Origin of the sequence: Arthrobacter sp. zg-Y769, from assembly GCF_020907405.1 — a bacterium.
Lineage (GTDB): Bacteria > Actinomycetota > Actinomycetes > Actinomycetales > Micrococcaceae > Arthrobacter_B.
The window spans coordinates 159,969-181,575 of sequence record NZ_JAJJOE010000011.1 but is presented as its reverse complement, the minus strand read 5'-3'; the positions used below and the strand labels follow the sequence as shown (position 1 = coordinate 181,575).

Below are 21,607 nucleotides of genomic sequence, written 5' to 3'. Positions count from 1 at the left end.
GGAAGTCCTAGAGTTCGCCCAGCCGCGGGCGCAGCCGTGATTCCTCCAGATCCAGCAGGCGCTGCGCCTCCGCCAGCGTCCGGGATGCGTAACGCCCTTCGCGCCGGGCCAGGAGCAACTGGTCCCGTTCGGCCTCCACGACGGCGCGGCGCAGCCGGCGGTACTGCAGCTGCGGCGTCGCCTCCTCGCTCATGCCCAAGGCGCGTACCCGTTCCCAAGCCAGTTCGCTGCGCAGGAAGGTGCTCTGCCGGACCCGTTCCACCACATCCGGGTCAACGTCCTCCCGCGCACCCAGGCATTCCGCCGGTTCTTCCAGAATCGTCAGTCCGGCACCGCTGAGCTCATCCAGGAGTTTGGCCAGTTCCCGCTGGTCTGCCGCGACGTCGCGTCCCTGGACACCCAGGACCCGGATCACCCATGGCAGGGTTCCGCCCTGCAACAGCAGGGTGGCCACAGCCACGGTAAAGGCAATCAGCACCAGCTGTTCGCGGTACGGGGTCTGCTCCGGCAGGGACTGGGCGGCGGCCAGGGTCACCACGCCCCGCATGCCGGACCAGGAAATCACCATGCCGCCGCGCCAGCCCAAACCCTCGCGGTTGAGTTGCTCGACGTCGGCCCGGCGGCGTCGGTAGAGCAGTTCGGCCCGCCGGTGCCGCCGGCGCTGCCGTTCATCGGTCAGCCCGCGCGCCTTGATCCGGTCCAGGCCCAGCCGGAACCGCTGGGTCCGCAGCTCCTGGTGACGGACCTTCAGCCGGAGCAGATAGATCAGCGGAGTCACCCAGGCGAAGCGCAGAAGGATCAGCAGCACCGTGGTTGCCAGGCCGATCAGGACCGCGTCGAGGACGGGAAGGAGGCTGGCGTCGACGTTCTCCACCAGATGACGCAGTTCCAGTCCCATGAGGAGGAAAACACCGTTTTCCAACAGGAACTGGATGGTCCGCCAGTTGATGCTGTCATTGATGCGGGCCTGCGCCGTGAAAGCGGACGCGCTCCGGTGCCCGGTGTACAGCCCGGCAACAACGACGGCCAGGACCCCTGACGCTCCTGCTTCCTCCGCCGGGATGAAGGCAATGAAGGGAACCACGAAGGAGATTGCCGTATCGAGCACCGGATCGTGGAGTTTCGACCGGACATAGACCGTGGCGGCACCAACCAGCAGCCCCACCAGAACGGCAACAACGACGGCGAACCCAAAGTCGCCGATGCCGGCCCAGATGCTGGACAAACCGCCGGCAGAAGCCGCGACGGCCGAGCGCAGCAGCACCAGCGCGGTGGCATCGTTGACCAGTCCCTCCCCTTCGAGGACCGTGACCAGGCGCGGAGGCAGGCCCAGCTTCTTGCCGATCGAGGTGGCGGCAACGGCGTCGGGCGGGCTGACCACGGCGCCCAGCGCCACTGCGGCGGCAAAGTTCAGGTCCGGCAGCAACAGGTAGAGGAGCAGTCCCGTGGCGAACGCCGAAAAAAGGACGAGGAAGACGGACAACGAGGAAATGGCGCCGATGTTGCGGCGGAAGTCCACCACGGGGACGTTTACTGCGGCCGCATACAGCAGCGGGGGCAGCACCCCCATCAGGATCCATTCATGCGGAACGGAGAACTCCGGGACGCCGGGCGTATAGGACAGGGCCAGGCCCACTACCACCAGGACCAGTGGTGCAGCTATCCCGAGACGCCTGGAAAAAGCGGCAACGGTCACGACTACGGCAACGCCTACTACAGCAAACAGACCCAATTCCACACTTCAACATTAACCCCGGCCGGGCTGTGCTCCTGTGGCGGGAGCGGGTTACGTATAGGGGGACCAGCCGGTCAGCGCAGTCATGCCGTCCACGGTGACACCGTAAATCGCGTAGATGGTCACCGGCACCATCAAGGCCCATTCCCGCCAGGATCCGGCCGCGCCGATCAGCGGCAGCGAGAAGGCGCCGCTGCTCCGCCAGAGCTTGCTGACAACCGGAAAACGGACCAGGGAACGCGGGCGCTTGATCCGCAGCGGCCACAGGATCATCACGCCTTGATGGGTGAGGAGGTCACCGACAATATGCACTGCCACCCCCAGGCCCACCGCCACGGGAAGCCAGTCATTGTTTTCCGGGGCATACACGGCAATAAACACCGAGAAGGCCAGGGCGAGGGACCAGCTCCGGACCGGACCGCCGGCAATCTTCAAGGCCTTGAACGCGAATCCCATTAACAGGACGGACAGGATTCCGGCGCCCAGGGCCACTGATCCAAAGATCGGCACATCGGCGGTCACCCTGCCCAGGGCCGTCGCCAGTGCCACGAAGACGGCCAGGCCGAGCAGGGAATGCGTGCCGCGCCGGTGGCCGCCGCTGACGGCCTCCGTGAGCCGGGCGAGGATCTTGGTGAGGGGCGGAAGGGAGTAGGCAATACTCCCGCTGTGGTGATCGAGGTCCGGCAGCAGCGCGGCACCGGCGGTCAGCAGGGCACCGGTGACGACGCCGAGCGGGGTCACCGGATACCAGCCGAACGCGTGCGGAGCGGTGGAGGCGACGGCAACCCAGGCCGCAGCGCCGCTAGCGGCATGGTGGCCACCCATCATGGTTGAAAAGTCCTTCCAGGGGGCGGTGCAGGCGCCAAAGAGTGTATTGAAGCTACCTATTTTTCCACGGTTTCCCCGGGCTGCGGTTCAACCTGGTCCGCAGCTGGGCAGACTTAAGCGACGGCGAAGCCCAAATGGCGCAGAACGGCATCAACGATTTCAGCCGGAGAGTCCGTTATTTCTATGCGGATACCGGATTCCTCCGGAGAAAGCGGCTCCAGGGTGCTTATTTGGGAGGGCAGCAGCGACGGCGGCATAAAGTGGCCGCTCCGCGTTTTCATCCGCTCGGCAAGCACCTCGGTGCTTCCATCCAGATGCACGAAGGTCACCTCCCCGGACGCCTGTGACAGGACGTTGCGGTAGGTGCGTTTCAGGGCGGAACACGTGACGATGGTGCAGCGGCCGTTTTCCGCCTGGGTGCCCATCCAATCGCGGATGGCGTAGAGCCACGGCCAGCGGTCGTCGTCGTCCAGGGGAACGCCGGCGGACATTTTGGCAATGTTAACGGCGGGATGGAATTCGTCGGCCTCGGCGGCAATCCAGCCGAGGCGTTTGGAGAGTAGGTTGGCGATGGTGGTTTTGCCTGAGCCGGCGACACCCATGATGACGAGGTGCTGTGCAGTTGGGGTCATTGATATCTCCTTGGGACGCCCTTGTCGCGCGGATTCGGACCGTTTTGCCGGCCCGGGGGATCTGCGGCAAAGGTATCATCAAAGAGCCGAAGTGCCTACGATTCTTCCCGGTCCTTTGCGTCTGGACGTGGTTTAGTGGAAATGGTGCGTGACCGCCGGAAAACCACTATCGACGCTCGGCCGAAGCGGGGCGAAGGCAGGTGCCAAATATATGCAGTCAGCGGAATATACCCGGAACCCAGCGGGAAAGTTGCGGATATGAATGAACAAGCCGGCCCTCCGGCCGCAGTCCTGAACGCCCGGATCATCGAATCCCTGGGCCAGGACATCGCTTCCGGAGCGCTTGCCCCGGGGGATCGGCTCACGCTTGAGGGGCTGCAGCAGGAGTTCGGCGTTTCCCGCACAGTGGTCCGTGATTGCATGCGGATCCTCGAGTCCATGAACCTGGTGTACTCCAAACGCCGGGTCGGCATTGTGGTTCAGGCACCGGAACTTTGGAACGTGTTCGATCCGCGGATTATCAAGTGGCGGCTTGCCGGTCCGGGCCGGGCCGAGCAGTTCCGGACCCTGACCGAACTGCGGGTGGGAGTGGAACCGGTAGCCGCGGCTGCCGCCGCCCGGCACGCCGGAGCGGATGAACGAACCCGGTTAGTGGAGCTGGCCGGGGAACTCAGGAGGCTCGGCGAGGCGGGGGAGCTGGACGGGTTTCTGCAGTCCGATATCGAGTTCCATACGCTGCTGCTGCGGGCCAGCGGCAACGACATGTTCGCCTCGCTCGAGGAGGTCGTGGCCGAGGTGCTCACCGGGCGCACCCGGCAGGGCATGATGCCGGCGAACCCGACCGAAGCGGCCCTCCGGGGACACCTGCTCGTGGCCGAAGCCGTCGCTGCAGGAAACGGTGCCGCCGCGATGGCGCACATGACGGAACTGTTGGAGGAAGTACGGCAGGCCGTCGTCGGGTAGCTGGCCCCTGCGGGCCCGGTTGTTGGAAACGGCGCTCGGCGCTGATGACAAAGGCCGGCGCACCCCGTCGAAAGGGGATACGCCGGCCCGGTAACCCCAGTCCTAGCGGGTAGCTTCCAGATTGCTGTCCTGCGGGGTAACGACTTCGGCCGTGGCGGCAATGTTCTCGGCATCCACCATCCAGGCGTACTGCTCCAGCTTGGCAATGAAGCCGTGCAGGATGTCGGCGGTGGTCGGATCTTCCTCGTCCACCTGGTCGTGGACGTCGCGCATGGTCTTGACGACGGCGTCCAGCATGGCGACCACGTGGGTCACGGTGTCGCGGGTGTCAACCAGGCCGGCCGGGAACGGGGGCAGGCTGGTGCCGTTGGCTACCGCCACGCTGCGGCCGTCCGGAACGGCTCGGAGGGCACGCATGCGCTCGGCCAGTTCATCGGTGAAGATGCGGGCGTCCTCAATGATCTCGTCAAGCTGCAGGTGCAGGTCCCGGAAGTTCTTTCCCACCACGTTCCAGTGCGCCTGCTTGCCCTGCAGGTGCAGCTCGATCATGTCCACCAGGACGGCCTGCAGGTTGGTGGTCAGCTCTTCAGATGCCTTCATGTTTTCCTCCAATGTTGACGAAAAATGAGTACTGGATTCACTCGCGGAAGAAGTCCGGACATCATCTGCACGGATGGCTTCGGCGGGTGGATTGTTCCCCAGCCTAACCCCGGGGCGCGGCGCGGAACAGAATGCACCGGACCGGGGAAAGCTAATATAAGCAACCTTACTTCCAGTTGAAGTGCCTTGTCCTCCTGTGTACCGTGAGGAAATCGGGGCTAGTGGTAAACGGCCCGGCCAAACGCAGGATTCGCACTACCGGAGGGATCACATGACCACCGTAGAAGAGTCAATTAACGTAGCAGTACCGGTCACCACGGCCTACAACCAGTGGACCCAGTTCGAGTCCTTCCCGCACTTCATGGGCGGGGTTCTCTCCATCACCCAGCTTTCGGACACCACCACCCACTGGGTGACCAAGGTGGCCGGAGTCGAGCGGGAGTTCGACACCGAAATCACCGAACAGCATCCGGATGAACGGGTCGCCTGGAAGAGCACGGACGGAAAGTCCCATGCCGGCGTCGTGACCTTCCACCGCCTGGGCGACGCCGAGACCCGGGTGACCGTCCAGCTGGACTGGGATCCCCAAAACCTTGTCGAGAAGCTGGGCGCCGTTGTTGGTGCCGATGACCGGCAGGTGAAGTCGGACCTGGTGCGGTTCAAGGAGTTCATTGAAAGCCGCGGGTCCGAAACGGGCTCATGGCGGGGGAACGTGGATGCCCCGGGCAACGCGGCGACCGGAACAGCCGGCGAAGCTCCGGCAGGACCGACGTCAACCGACACGTCCCGGCTGGCAGCGGCCCCCGACGTGGATCCGGCAATGGACGATCCGGAATCCGGCGGACCCCGGGCCGGCCTCTAACCACCCGGCAGACAAACGAAGAACTGCGGATGCCCTGCAGGGCATCCGCAGTTCCGGTTTAACCGGTTCCCGCTATCAGGCGGGATCGAGGTTCTTTACCGCGGGACCTTCGAGCAGTGTCCCCTTTGCGGTGAAACGGGAGCCGTGCAGCGGGCAGTCCCAGGACTGTTCAGCGTCGTTCCAGTTCAAGACCCCCTTGAGGTGCGGGCACACGGCCGACACCCGGCTGGTCTTGCCGGCCACGGTGCAGCTACCCACCGGCTTGCCGTTTTCCCGGGACACCACGCCCTGCCCCTCCGGCGGGACCGTGTCCGTGCTGCTGACCAGTCCGGCGGCCCAGCCGGTGAGCATCGAGAGTCCAACCTCGGCGTTGTCCCGCAGGGTGGACGCGGCGTCCAGCGGAGCCACCCGGGGCTTGTACAGCTCGCGGGCCCACGGATTCTCTCCACCGAGAATCTCCGCGCTCAGGGCCAGGGAAGCCGCAACGGCATTGGTCATTCCCCACTTGTTGTAACCGGTCGCCGCGTAGATGTTCGAACCCATCAGCGGCAGCTGCCCCACGTAGGGCAGGCTTCGCGCCGGTGAATAGTCCTGCGCCGACCAGGCAAAACTTGCAGCGCTGCCCACCGCGAAGTGTTCCGCCGTCCAGCCCACCAGGTCATCAACCAGTTCCTGGGTGTGTTTTTTCCGGCCCACCGTGTGTCCGTTGCCCCCGGCGAGCAGGTAGGAGATGCCGTCCGCCTCGGCGGTCCGCAGCGAGCGGGTGGGTGACTCCACCGAAAGGTACATCCCCTGCGGCACCGTTCCCGTAACCGGCAGGGCGACGGCGTAGGAACGCTCGGGCTTCAGGACGGTGAAATAGCCGCCGCGGTCAAGGATCGGGATGCCGGTGGCCAGCACCAGGTGCCGGGCAGTCACTTCGCCCTGGCTGGTTCCGACTTTGATGCCGGTGCCGTCCTCATGGCGGGCTCCGGTGACCCGGACGCCTTCGATCAGGCTGCCGCCGTGGGAGCGGAAGTCCTTGGCCAGGCCTGCGAGCACGTTCATCGGCTGGATCTGTGCCTGGTCGCGAAGCCGCAGTGCCCCCGTGGTTTCAAAGGGCAGTTCGGTTTCCGTGGTGAACTCGACGTCGAGTCCGGCCGCCTGGGCCGCGTCGTGTTCTTTCCGCAGGCTCTTTAGCCCCTGCTCGGTGGTGGCGTAGGTATAGGCATCCCGAACCTCGTAGCCAATGCTGTTTTCATCGCAGAAGCGCAGCAGCCAGCTTTGTCCCTGCCGGTTGGCTTCCACATACTGGCGGGCAATCTCCGCGTTGTGGTGCGATGTGATGCTGGACAGCTGCGTCCCCTGCAGCAGGGAGACCTTGGCAGTGGTGTTGCCGGTGGAAACGGCGCCTACCGTGCGCGCTTCCAGGACGGCCACGCGCTGTCCGCTGCGTGCCAGCAGGGCCGCAGTCGTCAGGCCGGTAAGCCCGGCGCCGACCACCACGGTGTCGTAGGACGCACCGGGATCGTAGGGATCAGTGGGTATAACGGGCGCGGTGTCGAGCCATAGAGATTTCAAGTTATCCTTCCCGCCAAACTGACGAAGTGATGTGGGAGCCGCCCTGCGGTCCCAGGTGGAGCATGCCGCCGTCGACGGCCCGGGAAGCGCCGGTGCCGGAATCCGATCCCGTGACTATTGCCGTTTTCGGCGCAAACACCATTGGTACCCCCTCGTCGAAAGTCAGTATGCTTCCCACCTTGCCCCAATTGTGCAACAGTTTAAAGTCCTGATCACCGAATCCTCCCGGTCCGGTCCTCCGGTGCTGCGGAGCAGAGGAGTCATCATGGCATACCCCAGCTACAGTTCCGGCGGCCTTTCCGCACGCCGGACCAGTGCGCAAAAAGCCGCATTAGCCTTCGGGATTATTTTCCTGCTCCTAGGGGTCCTGGGTTTCATTCCCGGGATTACGGCAAGCTACAGCCAGCTTTACTTCGCGGGTTACGCCTCGGAAGCCGCGCTTCTGGGCATTTTCCAGGTCTCGGTGCTGCACAACGTAGTCCACATGCTGCTGGGATTCGCCGGGCTTGCCCTGGCGCGGAGGCATTCGTCGGCGAAACTCTTTTTACTGGGTGGAGGCATTCTTTACGCCCTGCTCTTCATTTACGGGCTGCTTATCCCGCTGGATTCAGATGCCAACTTCGTCCCTTTCAACACCGCGGACAACTGGCTCCACGCGGTCCTGGCCGTGGTGATGATCCTGCTGGGTATCTTCCTGGGCCGTGAGAGCGAACCCAGCTCGTACCGCAGCAACCCGAATCCCGGCGAAGGGTCAATTCCCAACTAGGAACTCCAGGGCCATCGGCGGGTGCGGCAGCCGGAATGCGCGGTTTGGCCTGCGGCGGCGGAGTGCTGGCAGACTAGGTTTATCGACACGCCCGCACCGGGCGGTTTCGCTGAAAGGAACCTGGATTGTCCGCCGCACTGATGGTCATTGACATGCAGAACGCCTATTTCGAAAGCCCCGCTCTGCAGAAGCATCAGGAACGGTTGGTGGAAAAAACCAACGAGCTCATCGGTTTGGCCAAGGCAGCCGGTGTTCCGGTGCTGATGGTCTGCACCGAACACGAGCGGGATAAGTCCACCTGGACCCTGAGCATGCTGGACGACGACCAGGGCTTCATCTTCAGCGGCAGCGACCAGGCCGACTTCATTCCGGGCCTGGATTATGAGGACCTGCCGCGCCTGGTGAAGACCCGCGACAGCGCCTTTGTAGGCACGGACGTCCTGCTGCGGCTGCGTAACTGGAATGTCGAGACCCTGGTCCTGGCCGGCGTCGCCACCCACAACTGCGTGGCACAGACCGCCGCTGACGCCTTCGCGAACAACTTCCGGGTCCGTTTTGCCCGTGAGGCGCTGGCCTCCACCAATGACGAATATGAAGAAGCCGTCCTGCGCGTGCTCTCGGATGAATACCGTCAGCCGATCGAGAGCAACGCGGATTTGAAGGACTTCTTCAACGCCCGGAAGGGCTAGCCTGCCGGTGCTGGAATCCGCCGTCCGCCTTGATTAGCGTAGGGACATGGACGCACAGGAAATCCAGCACCGGATCCAGGAACTCGTAGCGCAGGAGCAGGCCCTCCGCGAGGAGGATCCCGGTCCTGACCCGGAAAAGCATGCCGCAGAGCTGCGCCGCATCGAGGAACAGATCGACCAGCACTGGGACCTCCTCCGCCAGCGGCGCGCCAAGGCCGACGCCGGGCAGGACCCGGACGAGGCGCAGGAGCGGCCGGTCGGCGAAGTCGAGGGGTACCGCCAATAGCGGTCAGGCTTAGGGCCGGCCGGCGCGGAGACAGCCGGCCCGGCTACCGCCGGCGGCTGCCGGCTGGCTTCGACGTGCCTGCCTCAGCACCCGGATCCTCTCCGCCGGCAACCTGCCGCAGCAGGGTAGCGGCACCAATGCTGCGGCGGAAACCGCTTTCCCCCCTGAACGTTTTCCCAAGGGCCCAGAGAATCAGGCAGCCTTTGCTGAGGGTCTTCAGCAGTCCGGCGTTGCGGGGCGTCAGCGCCATCATGGATGCCACCCCAAACACGCCCCAGCCGATGAGCGGGCCGTTCGGTACCAGGAAAACGGTCTGCCGGCCCAACCGGTCGGTGAAAAAATTGCGAGATGCCATAGTGTTCAGGCGCCTTTCCGGGTTTTAGCCGTGCTCTTTGTGCTCTTTGAGTCCGCCGATTTGGACTTGGCGGACGCCTTCTCTGCGCCGTCGTCATCCTTGGTGCCCTTGGTGCCCTTGGTGTCGGATGCACCCTTTTTGCCGCGGTTCTTCTCTACGCTGCGCCGCAGGGCCTCCATGAGGTCCAGGACCTTGCCGCCCTCGTCCTCTTCGGATTCTGAACCGAAGGTTTCCTCCGTGTCGAGCGAATCCCCCTGTTCCAGCTTCGCGTCGATGAGGGTTTTGAGTTGTTCCTGGTAGTCGTCGGTGAATTCGGAAGGATCGAAGTCCCCGCTGAAGGAATCCACGAGGGCCGAGGACATTTCCAGCTCCTTGGCGGAAATCCGCACCTTTTCATCCAGCGAGGGGAAGCTTGCCTCGCGGACCTCGTCCTCCCACAGCAGGGTCTGCAGGGTCAGCACGTCGCCGCGCACGCGCAGGGCACCCAGTCGGCTCTTCTGCCGGAGCGAGAACTGCACGATAGCCGTGCGGTCGGTGTCTTCCAGGGTGCGGCGCAGCAGGACGTAGGACTTGGTCGACTTGGAGTCCGGTTCCAGGTAATAGGTGCGGTCAAAGAGGATGGGGTCCACCTGCTCGCTGGGCACGAATTCCACGACGTCGATTTCCCGGCTTTTCTCCACGGGAAGGGAAGCCAGATCCTCGTCGGTGAGGACCACGGTCTGTTCACCGTCGTCGTACGCCTTGGCAATGTCCTTGTATTCCACCACCTCGCCGCAGATCTCGCAGCGGCGCTGGTAGCGGATGCGCCCGCCGTCTTTGCCGTGCACCTGGTGCAGGCTGACGTCATGGTCCTCGGTGGCGGCATAGACCTTGACCGGTACGTTGACCAGCCCAAACGCAATGGCGCCTTTCCAGATCGCTCTCATGTAGTCCAGTGAACACTAGATTCCGGGTCCGTTGCCAGAGCCGGGTTTCCCTGCGCGTGCCTCCCGCAGATGCTCCCACAGCAGCCGATACACCCTTGGATCGGAAAAATAGGCGGTGTGGGATTCGGGAAACGGTTTGCCGGAGTCCACCTCAGTGTCGGTCACATTCACTTCCCGGCCGGCAAAAACACGCTCCGCACAGAAGGAAAGCAGGTCACGCTCGTCCCAGAAGTTCAGCCAGGGAACTGCCGGGCCCGTCCCGCCGCGGGCCGGTCCCAGATAGGCCAGTGCGTCGAGGAGATAAAACCACGGAGCGGAAGAGCCCACGGTCACCAGGAGATCCGCTCGAATGCCCCGGGCTTCGGGGGAGCTGAGCAGGTCAACGGCCGCCACGGAGCCGAGACTGTGGCCGAACAGCACCACGGGAGCGTCCTGGTCCGTGCTGCGCAGGGTGTCTGCGATGCGGGCACGGGCTGCCGGACCGTGGCGCAGGTAGAAAGCGATCTTGCCGAAGAAGCCGCCGGCGGCGTCGGTCAATCGGATCCGGTGCCGGATTCCCGCGTCCGTGAGCACTCCCAGGACCAGGTCCTGCAGCGTTTCGCCCAGGAAGGCGGCGTCCGGCCTAGCGGGCGGAGCACCGGCGACGGCGGCCCGTTTCAGCGGATCCGCCGCCCCCAGGTCCATGCCGAAAAGCGCCAGCGCGAGGGCCGCGTCGGACACGCCCGGCGGATCGTCGGCGACGTACCGCGGGGGCAGGGCCGGGACGAAGCTGACCTCATCGGGTGCGGCGGCCGCCCAGTCAACCGCCAGGACCCGGTAATCGGATAATCCCGGTACCTCGGCTACCTGCTCCCGGATCCGGTCCGCGAACTGCGGGCTGGACCGGCCGGTTCCCGGCAGGAAAACCAGCGTTCCGGGTTTCTCGGGCGGTCCGAGGGGTACGGGCTCCACACCTGCCTCCTTCGCTGCGGCGGCACCTTCACCGGCGCCGCAGGGCAGCGGCTTCGGATAGGGACACTTTCACACGCCCCGGCTCCGGCCGCCAGTGCGGACCCAACGGCGGATAATGGGTGCAGTCAAGGAAGGGCGGGGCCGTGGAAGCGAATACACCCGGGACGGTGCCGGCGCGGCTGGAACTGTCCGTGGGGCAGGTGGCCGAGCGCAGCGGCGTCAGCGTGTCCGCGCTGCACTTTTACGAACGCCAGGGGCTGCTCTCCAGCCGCCGGACACAGGGAAACCAGCGGCGCTATGACCGTTCGGTGCTCCGCCGGGTGGCCGTGATCCGCGCAGCGCAGCAGGCAGGGATCCCGCTGGCCGTGATCAACCGGGCCTTCGCGGAACTACCCCCGGACGGAGTGCCTGACCAGGCCGACTGGCAGCGGCTTTCAGCCGCCTGGCAGCAGGAACTCAATACCCGCATCCACCACCTGCAGGCGCTGCGTGACCGGCTTGACGGCTGCATTGGCTGCGGCTGCCTGTCGCTGGCCCAGTGCCGGTTCGTGAATCCTGACGATTCCGGCACCGGCACCGGCGCCCGCGCTTTCGACATCTGACCCCGCGATTTGACCTCAACTAAGGTTGAGGTTCTAGCGTTGAGGAATGCCCACGCTGGGTTGGTCTGCGGAAGGACTTGAGATGACGCGGGAAACTGCTCTGTGCGAGCGGAATGTAACGGATGCTTTCAAGGACGCCTTTCGGGCACATCCGGCGGGAGTGGCCATCATTACGGCCGACGGCGGCACCGGCCCCGTGGGCCTGACAGCCTCCTCGGTATCCTCCGTTTCGGCCGAACCGCCGATCCTGTCCTTCTCCCTTGCCTCGACCCACGGGACGGCCGGCGTGATTGCCGGGTCCGAAACCGTCGTCGTCCACCTGCTTGGCGCCGACAACGCCCCGCTGGCAGCACTTTTCGCCCGGCAGGGGGCGGACCGGTTCAGCTCCACGCCAACCCGCACGCTGCCCGGCGGCGAGCCCCTCCTGGAGGAAGCCCCCGTGGCACTGCGGTGCCGGATCGACGGCAGGATCCCCGTGGGCAGCTCCATCCTGATCGCTGCCACCGTCCTGGAAATCCTGCCCGGCCGCACGGACCAGGAGCCGCTCGTCTACCACAACCGGACCTATCACCGTCTGGGCGGGCACTCAGTACTGGGCCAGGCCGGGCAGGTTGCCGCCGCAGCCGGCCAATAGCGGATAATCGGGTTCAAGACCCGTCCGGCGGCCGCCGGCGGGAAGCAACCCACCGGAAGGCACGGCAATGGCAAAGAAAAAACTCAAGGACCTGAGCAGCGGACAGAAAAAGGGCCTCGGAGCCCTGGCCGGAGTCCAGTTCCTGCTCGCCGGAGCCGCGCTGCGGGATTTGAAGAAGCGCCCGAAGGACCAGATCCGCGGCAGCCGCGGATGGTGGATGGCCGCGTGCGGCATCAACTTCGCCGGCCCCATTGCGTACTTCCTCTTCGGCCGCCGGTCCGCCTAGGCATGGTGCGTTCGCGCAGCACCGGAACCAAACCGCCCGTCCTCGAACCGGTCCGCCTGCAGGACCTCGCCGACGGCGCGGGCGTTCCCGTAGGCAGCCACCAGGAAGCGGTTGCATACACCGGCGAATCCTTCGCCGGCCTGGAGCTGCGCGGGGCAGTGTTCACCGAATGCAGCCTCACCGGGGTCTCCCTGGACAACGCGGACCTCACCGCTGCCCGGTTCCTGGAATCAACTCTGGAAAACCTGTATGCCCCGGTGTTCCGGGCGGCACGGACCACGTTCCGGGACGTAGAGATCTCCAACCCGCGCCTGGGCTCCGCTGAGCTATACGGCGGGAGCTGGAACTCCGTGCGGGTTGACGGAGGCAAGATCGATTTCCTCAACCTTCGCGGCTGCACGCTGACCAACGTACTGTTCTCCAACTGCATCATCGGTGAACTGGATTTGGACGGCGCGCGGCTGAACCGGGTGGCGTTCCGCGACTGCCGGATCGACTCCCTGCTGCTGGGCAGCGGCGGTACGGCCGTGGACGCGGATCTGCGCGGGTCCGCGTTCCGCAGCATCACCGGACTTGCCGGATTTAAGGGCTTCACCGTGGACGAAGAGCAGCTGGTGCTGCTGGCTCCGCTGCTCGCGGACCAGCTGGGCCTGCGGGTGGAAGCCTAGGGCTGCCCGGCGTACTGGTCCCAGGGGATATTCCAGTCGCCGTAGCCGTCCCAAATGGGAACCGGCCCGGCTTCGGTGTTCAGCACCTGCACCACGTCGCCGGCGTCGAACGTGTCGTAGAAGTACTTGGCACCCTCGGCGGACATCCCTACGCAGCCGTGCGAAACGTTGATCCGCCCCAGGGCACCCACGGCGCCGTCGAGGGCCTGGTGGACAAAGACGCCGGTGTTGGTCAGGCGGCTCGCCCAGGAGGCGTCGAACGGTTCGTAGTAGTCCGGATCGCCGGGCGACAGCCCGATGCTCTCGGCGCGGAAGGGAAGCTTCTCGTGCTGGCTGACCACCACCTGGTAGCCCGAAGGCGAAGGCCAGGTGGGTTCGCCGAGGGTGACGGGGAAGGTCCGGACCAGCTGCCCGTCCAGGAACACCTGCATGGTCTTGGTGTTGTTATCCACCACGGCCAGGCGGGTGTTGTGCGTGTTGAAGGTACGGGTTTCGTTGAAGTTGCCGATCATGCCGTTGCCGAAGTCCACGCCGAACAACTGCATGTCCACGGTGACGGCGCTGTTGGGAGCCCAGAAGGCTTCCGGACGGTAGCGGACCCGGTTGTCTGTGATCCAGTAAAACGCACCGGTCTGGCCCGAGGTGCTGGTGACCTTGATGGCCTGTTCCACCGCGTCCTTGTTGGTGACCGGTTCGCTGAAGGTGATGTCGATGGGCTGGCCGACGCCCACACTGGCGGCATTCTGGGGATACATAAAGGCATTGGCTTCGTTCGCGGGAAGCACGGTTTCAAAGCCCTGCCTGCGCGTGGTCTCTTTGCCGGCGGAGTCGGTGAGCACCACTTCCATGCCGTACCTGGTGTTGAAGGCGAGGGGTGCACCCGCGGTCCAGACGGCTCCGTCTGCGGACATTACGCCCGGCACGGGATCTCCGCCTGCCTCCGGCTTCAGGATGACTTCGTCAATAACCGCGTTGGTGGCGGTTACCGAGGGAAGCTCGGCGGGGTTGACGCCCACGGCGCCGTCAGCCGGCGTGGTGGTGATGGATACCGGGGCGGCCTGCACGGACGGCGACGCCGATGCGGACGCGGATGCGCCGGCGGAGGGGGACGAACCGGTTTCGGCAGGGCCCAGACGGCCGGTGGCGAAGGCTGCGCCGAGGATTCCGCCTATGACGAGCACCGCGGCAACCGCCGCGGCTATTGGCCATTTACGGCTCTTCTTGTCCTGCACAGCCAAGTCCCCTCAAGTACAAGCCGGGGAGCCGTCACGACAGACGGAACCGGCATAGTTGCAGCTGGGCCGGCTCGACCGGCGCGTATTGTCCTACCGATGATATTAGCTTCTCTGTATATCTGGGACGTCGTTACGGAATTGTCGCCTAACCGGCAGTTCCCGGGTTCGCCGGAGCTGCCAGCCGGGCCGCCTGCCGCGTGATGTTCCTGGCCATGGAGGGAAAAACCAGGCCGTGGAAAGGGGCAATGAGCCACCAGTAGAGTTTGCCGCCCAGCCCTTTCGGGAAGTAGATGGCCCGCTGCCGGTACAGGCTGCCGCCCTGGCCGTCCGGATCCACGCGCATCTCCAGCCAGGCCTTGCCCGGCACCCGCATTTCCGCACGCAGCCGCAGCAGGGTGCCGCGCTCCAGCAGTTCCACGCGCCACCAGTCCACCACGTCGCCGGTGAACAGGGTGGTGGGATTCCGCCGGCCGCGCGTAAGCCCTGCACCTCCCACGGTTTTGTCGAGGACGCCTCGGATGGCCCAGGCCATGGGCAGCGAATACCAGCCGTTCCGGCCGCCTACCCCCTCGATAACCCGCCACACCGCGGCCGGGTCCACTGCCGCACGGCGCTGCCGGGTATCCACATACACCGTCTGGCCGGCCCAGTCCGGGTCGCTGGGCAGCGGATCGGATGCCAGATCGGCGGTTGCCGAGGCGTTGGCCCAGGTGGTCTCCACCTCCCCGCGTTTTTCCTTGCCCAGCGCCCGTTTCACGGCGTCGTGGTAGTCCGTCAATCCGCCGTCGGGCAGCGGCAGATACTGGTCAATATCATGTTCCTTGGCGACGGCGTCATGCTGCAGGGATTCCACCAGCGGCAAGGACATGGAACGCGGAATAGGGGTCACCAGGGCCACCCAGAGTCCGGCGAGCCGCGGCGCGGGCAGCGGCAGGGCATAAATGCGACGGCGGGGCAGGCCGGCCTCCTCGGCGTATCCGTTCATGATTTCCGCGTAGGTAAGCACTTCCCGTGAGCCGATATCGAAGGTGCGGTTCACCTCGCGCGGGATATCCGCTGCCCGCACCAGGTAGTGCAGCACGTCCCGGACGGCAATCGGCTCGATCCGGCGCCGCACCCAGCTGGGCGCCGGCATCACGGGCAGGGTTTCCGTCAGGTGCCGGATCATCTCGAAGGAGGCGGATCCGGAACCGATAACGACGCCGGCCTGGAACACCACCGCAGGCACCTCGCCTTCGAGCAGGATCCGGCCCACCTCGGTACGGGATTTCATGTGGGGCGAAAGCTCGCCTTCGGGATGCAGCCCGCCGAGATACACAATCCGCTTCACGCCCGCCTCCGCAGCGGCGTCGGCCACCAGATGCGCAATGGCCGACTCCTGGTCGCTGAAACCCTTGCCGGAGGCCATCGAGTGCACCAGGAAGTACAAGGTATCGATTCCGGTGAAGGCCTCTGCAGCCGACTCCCGATCCGAGAGGTCGCCCTGGACAATTTCAACCTCGGACGCCCAGGGCACATCGGAGAGCTTTTCCGGGGAGCGGGCCAGGACCCGGACGCGGTGGCCGTCCTCCAGGAGCAGCGGGACCAGCCGCCCGCCGATGTAGCCGGTGGCGCCGGTGACCAGGACGTGCTGGCGTTCTGTCATTTTTCCAACATACACACGCGGTGCCGCCGTGGTCAGGGCAGCCGGACGGTCTGCGGAAAACCGCCCGAAACCCCGTGCCGGGTGCCGGAACCCTTTCCGCGGGCGAATTGGTAAGCCCCCTGATGAACTACTGGCGTTTGTTCCGTATCCCGGTAAGACTAGGGGGCATGGCGACAGGCGGAGGAAACAAGCAGGAGACCGTCAGCGTGGAGGGGCATCGGCTCCGCTTGACCAACCTGGACAAAGTGCTTTATCCGGAAGCGGGCACCACCAAGGCGGACGTGATTTCCTACTACGCTGCCGTGGCCGACTACATGCTGCCGCACTCGCGCAACCGCGCCGCCACGCGCAAACGCTGGGTGCACGGAGTGGGCACGCCCGAACATCCCGGGCAGGTGTTCTTCCAGAAGAACCTCGAGGACTCCGCACCGTCCTGGGTGAAGCGGTTCTCGATCGAGCACAAGACCTCCACCAACACCTATCCGGTGGTGAACGACCTGGCCACGCTGACCTGGCTGGCCCAGTCCGCCGCCCTGGAAATCCATGTGCCGCAGTGGCAGTTCGGGCCGCGCGGCAGGATCGGCAACGCGGACCGGATGGTCCTGGACCTCGACCCCGGCGACGGCGTGGGACTGGCGGAGTGCGCCGAAGTGGCCCGCCTGGCCCGGGCCATCCTCTCTGACATGGGCCTGGACGCCCGGCCCGTGACCAGCGGCTCCAAGGGCATCCACCTCTATGCCGCGCTGGACGGAAGCCAAAGCTCCGACGACATCAATGCCGTGGCCCACGAGCTGGCCCGCGCCCTGGAAGCAGACCATCCGGATTTGGTGGTCAGCGATATGAAGAAGACGCGCCGCGTGGGCAAGGTGCTGGTGGACTGGAGCCAGAACAACGGCAACAAAACCACCATCTGCCCCTACTCGCTGCGCGGCCGGTTCACTCCCACGGTGGCGGCACCGCGGACGTGGAAGGAACTTGAGGATCCGGATCTGGCGCAGCTGGACTACCGGCAGGTGCTGGACCGCGTCCGCGACGGCTCCGACCCGCTCGGGGGAATGGAGAGCGGCGCCTTCGAGGAGGAGTCGCTGGAGGAGGCCACGGAGGTGTCCACGGAGGTGTCCGGGCAGGCGGCCGGGGAGGCCCCGGCCGGGGGCCGGACCGGCGCGGACCGGCTGACCAAATACCGGAGCATGCGGGACGCGGCGAAGACGCCGGAACCGGTCCCGGAGGAGCCGTCCACGCCGTCCGAGGGCAACAGCTTCGTCATCCAGGAACACCACGCCCGGCGGCTGCACTGGGATTTCCGCCTCGAGCACGACGGCGTACTGGTGTCCTGGGCGCTGCCCAAGGGGCCGCCGTCGACCTCCGGGAAGAACAACCTGGCCGTCCAGACCGAGGATCATCCGCTGGATTACGGCAAGTTTGAGGGACATATTCCCAAAGGGGAATATGGCGGCGGGGACGTCACCATCTGGGATCACGGCACGTATGAGCGGGAAAAGTGGCGGGACGGCAAGGAAGTCATTGCCGTGCTGCACGGCCAGCCCGACGGCGGCCTGGCCCGCGACGGTGCCGCCGACCGCCGCTACGCCCTGATCCACACCGGCTCGGGCGGCGACAAGGCCAACAACAACTGGCTGATCCACCTGATGAAGCACCAGCCGAAGCCGGGCGAAAAGGGAAAACCCGAAGAGCTTCCGGCGAAGGAGTCCACCGCGGCTCCCGCCGACGCGCCGGAATCCCCCACGGAGTCCGTGGCCGCTGCCGCCCGGACACAGCCTGCCACGGCGGCCGCCCCGGCAAAGACCTCGTCCGTCGACGTCGGGAAGGTGGCCCGCGACGCGGAAGACGCCTCGGTGCCCGCCGTGGAGCCGATGCTGGCCACGCTCGGCAGCCGGGCGGAGATCAACGACGACGACGAGTGGGCCTTCGAGATGAAATGGGACGGCGTGCGCGCCGTCGTAACCGTGACGCCGGAGGGCACCCGGCTGGTGTCCCGCAACGGCAACGACATGACCGCCGCCTATCCGGAACTGCAGGACCTCAGCGCGCACCTCAACGGGGAGCGGGCGGTACTGGACGCCGAAATCGTTGCCATCAGCAAGGCCGGCCGGCCGGACTTCGGCCTGCTGCAGCCCCGGATGCATTTGACCAAACCCCGGGAAATCGCCGCCGCCGCCGCGCGGACGCCCGTGCACCTGATGGTCTTTGACCTGCTCTGGCTGGACGGGAACTCGCTGGCGGACCTCACCTACGAACAGCGCCGGGAGACCCTGGAATCGGCGGTCGAAGCCACCCCGGACGGACACGTCCAGGTGCCGCCCGCACTGGACATGTCCATGGACGAGGCGGTGGCAGCCAGCAGGGAACTGGGCCTGGAAGGGGTGATGGCCAAGCGCCGCACCAGCACCTATAACCCGGGACGGCGCTCCAAGAACTGGGTGAAGCTGAAGAACCAGCTTACCCAGGAAGTAGTGGTGGTGGGCTGGCGGCCGGGGCAGGGCAACCGGCAGAACAAGGTCGGTTCGCTCCTGGTTGCCGTTCCGGACGGAGTGGACCTGAAGTACATCGGACGCGTGGGGTCCGGCCTGAGCGAAAAGGACCTCGCCACGATCGGCCCGCGCCTGAAGAAAATGTCCCGCAAGACGGCGCCGCTGGACGACGTGCCCTCCGCCGATGCCTCCGATGCCCAGTGGGTGCGGCCGGCGCTGGTGGGTGAAGTGACATTCTCCGAACGCACCGGCACCGGAAAACTGCGCCATCCCGTCTGGCGCGGCCTGCGACCCGACAAGAAACCGTCCGACGTCGTGGTGGAGACCGCCTAAAGGGCACACCACGTCAACACCGACCGGAAGGACCCACGCGATGACCGATACCAGTGCTGCCTCTACGGACCGCATCCCCGGCACGGAACCGCACCCCGACAGCGACCTGGACGGTGTGGACGCCTGGTGGCGGGCAGCGAACTACCTTTCCGTCGGGCAGATCTACCTGCGGGACAATCCGCTGCTGCGCCGCCCGTTGGAAAAATCCGACGTCAAGGCCCGGCTGCTGGGCCACTGGGGGACCACACCCGGATTGAACTTCATCTACGCCCACCTGAACCGGCTGATCCGTGAGCAGAAACGCAACGTCCTGTTCATTACCGGGCCCGGGCACGGCGGCCCCGCGAATGTCGCCAACGCCTGGCTGGAGGGCACCTACTCGGAGATTTACAGCCATGTGGGACGGGACGGGGAGGGGCTGCGCACCCTGTTCCGGCAGTTCTCCTACCCGGGCGGAATCCCCAGCCATGCGGCCCCGGAAACCCCCGGCTCCATCCACGAGGGCGGCGAACTGGGCTATTCCCTGGCCCACGCCTACGGGGCGGTCTTCGACAACCCTGACCTGGTGGCTGCCACGGTAATCGGCGACGGCGAGGCCGAAACCGGACCGCTGGCCGCCAGCTGGCATTCCAACAGCTTCCTCGACCCGGCGGTGGACGGAGCGGTGCTGCCCATCCTGCACCTGAACGGCTACAAGATCGCCAACCCCACCATCCTGTCCCGGATGCCCGAGGAACAGCTGCTGAAACTGCTTGAAGGCTACGGCTACCGCCCCTACGTGGTGACGGTGGAGGACCCGGCGGGTGTCCGGCAGGCCCACGAGGACTTCGCTGCCGTGCTGGAGACCTGCCTGGCGGAAATCACCGCCATCCAGGAGCCCTACCGCACCGGTGAAAAGACCGCAGTGACCCCGGACATCCCCGGCGCCGACGCGCTGGAGCAGCACGCTCCGCGCTGGCCGATGATCGTGTTCCGTTCGCCGAAGGGCTGGACCGGTCCCGCCGTCGTCGACGGGCTGCAGGTGGAGGGCACCTGGCGGGCCCACCAGGTCCCGCTGTCCGAAATACAGGACAACCCGGAACACCTCGCGCAGCTGCAGGAATGGCTGCAGTCCTACCGGCCCGGGGAACTTTTCGACGCCGAGGGCCGGCTGATCGAAGAGATCGCCGCGCTGGCGCCCGAGGGTGACCTGCGGATGAGCGCGACGCCGTACGCCAACGGTGGACGCCTGCTCCAGGACCTGCACCTGCCGGACTACGCCGACCATGCGGTGAAAATCGACCATCCGGGTTCCGAGCAGGTCAGCCCGATGTTTAACCTGGGCGGCTACCTGCGTGAGGTGATCCGGAAAAACCCGTCCAACTTCCGGATCTTCGGCCCGGATGAAACCGCGTCCAACCGGCTGCAGGCCGTCTATGACGTCACGGACAAGGCCTGGCAGCAGCGCATCGACGAACTGGATGAACACCTGGCCCGCAGCGGGCGGGTGGCCGAGGTGCTGAGCGAACATCTATGCGAGGGCTGGCTGGAGGGGTACCTGCTGACCGGCCGGCACGGCGTGTTCAACTGCTACGAAGCGTTTGTGCACATTGTGGATTCCATGTTCAACCAGCACGCAAAGTGGTTGAAGGTCAGCCGCGGGCTGAGCTGGCGCCAGCCGGTCGCCTCGCTGAACTACCTGCTCTCCAGCCACGTCTGGCAGCAGGACCACAACGGGTTCTCGCACCAGGACCCCGGGTTCATTGACCACGTGGTGAACAAGAAGGCCGACGTCATCCGGGTGTACCTGCCGCCGGACGCCAACACGCTGCTGGCCGTCGCCGGGAACATCCTGGACAGCCGGGACCGGGTCAACGTGGTGGTCTCCGGGAAGCAGCCGGCCCCGGTCTGGCTGGATCCGGAGCAGGCGCTGCTGCATGTGGAGCGCGGCATCGGCATCTGGGACTTCGCCGGCAGCGAAGGTGCGGGTCCGGGCTCCCGGACCGATCCCGACGTCGTGATGGCCTGCGCCGGCGACGTACCCACCCTGGAAACCGTGGCCGCCGCGGCGCTGCTGAAGGAACAACTGCCGGAGCTGAGAATCCGGGTGGTCAATGTGGTGGACCTGATGGTCCTGCAGGATCCGCGCGAGCATCCGAACGGGCTGTCCGACCGGGATTTCGACACCCTGTTTACGCAGGATAAGCCGGTGGTTTTCGCCTATCACGGCTATCCCTGGCTGATCCACCGCCTGACTTACCGGCGCACGAACCACGACAACCTGCATGTGCGCGGGTACAAGGAAGAAGGCACCACCACCACGCCTTTCGACATGGCGATGCTGAACCAGATTGACCGGTTCCAATTGGCCATCGACGTGCTGGACCGGGTAGCGTCGTTGGGATCGACGCAGGCGTCCTTCCGGCAGCATTTGCAGGACGAACGGGCACGTGCCCGGCAGTACACCCGCGACGAAGGGCAGGATCCGCCGTACATTACCGGCTGGAACCTGCAGGAAGCAGAGCAGGACACGCCCGGCTGAGTTTCGCGGGCCGGGTGCGGTGTGCACAGGCTTCGGCA

At 65.7% G+C, this 21,607-nt stretch carries 20 protein-coding genes and 2 pseudogenes; 11 read left to right on the top strand and 11 right to left on the bottom strand.

Annotated features, from left to right (window positions below):
- Positions 1 to 7: 7 nt before the first annotated feature.
- From LOC60_RS11595 to LOC60_RS11585, 3 genes are all read right to left on the bottom strand, one after another.
- On the bottom strand, positions 8 to 1,738 hold the full coding sequence (locus LOC60_RS11595) for a cation:proton antiporter (protein WP_230025328.1): 1,731 nt from the start codon (positions 1,736 to 1,738) through the stop codon (positions 8 to 10).
- A gap of 48 nt (positions 1,739 to 1,786) precedes the next feature.
- Positions 1,787 to 2,563 carry a metal-dependent hydrolase gene (locus tag LOC60_RS11590; protein WP_230025327.1) on the bottom strand — a complete coding sequence of 259 codons (777 nt, stop codon included), beginning with the start codon at positions 2,561 to 2,563 and terminating at the stop codon, positions 1,787 to 1,789.
- Positions 2,564 to 2,676: 113 nt separating this feature from the next.
- Positions 2,677 to 3,195, bottom strand: a complete 519-nt coding sequence (locus LOC60_RS11585) for a gluconokinase (protein ID WP_230025326.1) — start codon at positions 3,193 to 3,195, stop codon at positions 2,677 to 2,679.
- Positions 3,196 to 3,453: 258 nt separating this feature from the next.
- Between LOC60_RS11585 and LOC60_RS11580 the strand changes: the two genes are divergently transcribed.
- Positions 3,454 to 4,158, top strand: a complete 705-nt coding sequence (locus LOC60_RS11580; protein ID WP_230025324.1) for a FadR/GntR family transcriptional regulator — start codon at positions 3,454 to 3,456, stop codon at positions 4,156 to 4,158.
- Between the two features lie 102 nt (positions 4,159 to 4,260).
- On the opposite strand, the gene LOC60_RS11575 is transcribed toward LOC60_RS11580, so the two are convergent.
- Positions 4,261 to 4,758, bottom strand: a complete 498-nt coding sequence (locus LOC60_RS11575; RefSeq protein WP_230025323.1) for a Dps family protein — start codon at positions 4,756 to 4,758, stop codon at positions 4,261 to 4,263.
- A 271-nt stretch (positions 4,759 to 5,029) separates the two neighbouring features.
- On the opposite strand from LOC60_RS11575, the pseudogene LOC60_RS11570 reads away from it, so the two are divergent.
- A pseudogene (locus LOC60_RS11570) lies at positions 5,030 to 5,473 on the top strand (SRPBCC family protein); the annotation flags it as partial.
- A gap of 222 nt (positions 5,474 to 5,695) precedes the next feature.
- On the opposite strand, the gene LOC60_RS11565 reads toward LOC60_RS11570, so the two are convergent.
- Positions 5,696 to 7,180 (bottom strand): FAD-dependent oxidoreductase, encoded by a 1,485-nt coding sequence (locus LOC60_RS11565; RefSeq protein ID WP_230025321.1) that lies wholly within the window; start codon positions 7,178 to 7,180, stop codon positions 5,696 to 5,698.
- A gap of 1 nt (position 7,181) precedes the next feature.
- Positions 7,182 to 7,274 (bottom strand): annotated as a pseudogene (locus LOC60_RS11560) (SDR family oxidoreductase); the annotation flags it as partial.
- A 171-nt stretch (positions 7,275 to 7,445) separates the two neighbouring features.
- Between LOC60_RS11560 and LOC60_RS11555 the strand changes: the two are divergent.
- The 3 genes from LOC60_RS11555 (at position 7,446) to LOC60_RS11545 (ending at position 8,921) form a co-directional block, all read left to right on the top strand.
- The gene (locus LOC60_RS11555) at positions 7,446 to 7,946 is read left to right on the top strand and encodes a DUF4383 domain-containing protein (RefSeq protein ID WP_230025319.1); all 501 of its coding nucleotides are present in this window, start codon (positions 7,446 to 7,448) and stop codon (positions 7,944 to 7,946) included.
- Positions 7,947 to 8,071: 125 nt separating this feature from the next.
- On the top strand, positions 8,072 to 8,635 hold the full coding sequence (locus tag LOC60_RS11550; RefSeq protein ID WP_230025317.1) for a cysteine hydrolase family protein: 564 nt from the start codon (positions 8,072 to 8,074) through the stop codon (positions 8,633 to 8,635).
- A gap of 46 nt (positions 8,636 to 8,681) precedes the next feature.
- Positions 8,682 to 8,921 carry a DUF2630 family protein gene (locus LOC60_RS11545; protein WP_230025315.1) on the top strand — a complete coding sequence of 80 codons (240 nt, stop codon included), beginning with the start codon at positions 8,682 to 8,684 and terminating at the stop codon, positions 8,919 to 8,921.
- 43 nt (positions 8,922 to 8,964) lie between these two features.
- Here the strand turns inward: LOC60_RS11545 and LOC60_RS11540 are convergent, their stop codons facing one another.
- From LOC60_RS11540 to LOC60_RS11530, 3 genes are read right to left on the bottom strand one after another with little or no spacing between them, the layout of a single operon-like run.
- Positions 8,965 to 9,276, bottom strand: a complete 312-nt coding sequence (locus LOC60_RS11540; RefSeq protein ID WP_230025313.1) for a hypothetical protein — start codon at positions 9,274 to 9,276, stop codon at positions 8,965 to 8,967.
- Between the two features lie 5 nt (positions 9,277 to 9,281).
- A complete protein-coding gene (ku, locus tag LOC60_RS11535) occupies positions 9,282 to 10,202 on the bottom strand; it encodes a non-homologous end joining protein Ku (RefSeq protein WP_230025311.1) in 921 nt (306 codons plus the stop codon).
- A gap of 15 nt (positions 10,203 to 10,217) precedes the next feature.
- Entirely contained in the window at positions 10,218 to 11,153 is a 936-nt protein-coding gene (locus tag LOC60_RS11530; protein WP_230025309.1) for a thioesterase domain-containing protein, read from the bottom strand.
- Between the two features lie 143 nt (positions 11,154 to 11,296).
- Between LOC60_RS11530 and soxR the strand changes: the two genes are divergently transcribed.
- The 4 genes from soxR (at position 11,297) to LOC60_RS11510 (ending at position 13,343) form a co-directional block, all read left to right on the top strand.
- The gene (gene soxR, locus LOC60_RS11525) at positions 11,297 to 11,755 is read left to right on the top strand and encodes a redox-sensitive transcriptional activator SoxR (RefSeq protein ID WP_230025307.1); all 459 of its coding nucleotides are present in this window, start codon (positions 11,297 to 11,299) and stop codon (positions 11,753 to 11,755) included.
- Positions 11,756 to 11,837: 82 nt separating this feature from the next.
- Positions 11,838 to 12,389, top strand: a complete 552-nt coding sequence (locus LOC60_RS11520; protein WP_230025305.1) for a flavin reductase family protein — start codon at positions 11,838 to 11,840, stop codon at positions 12,387 to 12,389.
- Between the two features lie 67 nt (positions 12,390 to 12,456).
- Positions 12,457 to 12,675 (top strand): PLDc N-terminal domain-containing protein, encoded by a 219-nt coding sequence (locus LOC60_RS11515; protein ID WP_230025303.1) that lies wholly within the window; start codon positions 12,457 to 12,459, stop codon positions 12,673 to 12,675.
- Positions 12,676 to 12,677: 2 nt separating this feature from the next.
- The gene (locus tag LOC60_RS11510) at positions 12,678 to 13,343 is read left to right on the top strand and encodes a pentapeptide repeat-containing protein (RefSeq protein WP_442860410.1); all 666 of its coding nucleotides are present in this window, start codon (positions 12,678 to 12,680) and stop codon (positions 13,341 to 13,343) included.
- Here LOC60_RS11510 and LOC60_RS11505 read toward each other — a convergent pair.
- Positions 13,340 to 14,575, bottom strand: coding sequence for a L,D-transpeptidase (locus LOC60_RS11505; protein ID WP_230025299.1), 1,236 nt, complete (start codon positions 14,573 to 14,575; stop codon positions 13,340 to 13,342). The genes LOC60_RS11510 and LOC60_RS11505 overlap by 4 nt on opposite strands.
- Before the next feature lie 148 nt (positions 14,576 to 14,723).
- Positions 14,724 to 16,223, bottom strand: a complete 1,500-nt coding sequence (locus LOC60_RS11500; RefSeq protein WP_230025297.1) for an SDR family oxidoreductase — start codon at positions 16,221 to 16,223, stop codon at positions 14,724 to 14,726.
- Positions 16,224 to 16,390: 167 nt separating this feature from the next.
- On the opposite strand from LOC60_RS11500, the gene LOC60_RS11495 reads away from it, so the two are divergent.
- Complete coding sequence (locus tag LOC60_RS11495) at positions 16,391 to 19,048, top strand: ATP-dependent DNA ligase (protein WP_230025295.1); 2,658 nt, start codon at positions 16,391 to 16,393, stop codon at positions 19,046 to 19,048.
- 40 nt (positions 19,049 to 19,088) lie between these two features.
- Complete coding sequence (locus tag LOC60_RS11490; RefSeq protein ID WP_230025293.1) at positions 19,089 to 21,569, top strand: phosphoketolase family protein; 2,481 nt, start codon at positions 19,089 to 19,091, stop codon at positions 21,567 to 21,569.
- Positions 21,570 to 21,607: the final 38 nt, after the last annotated feature.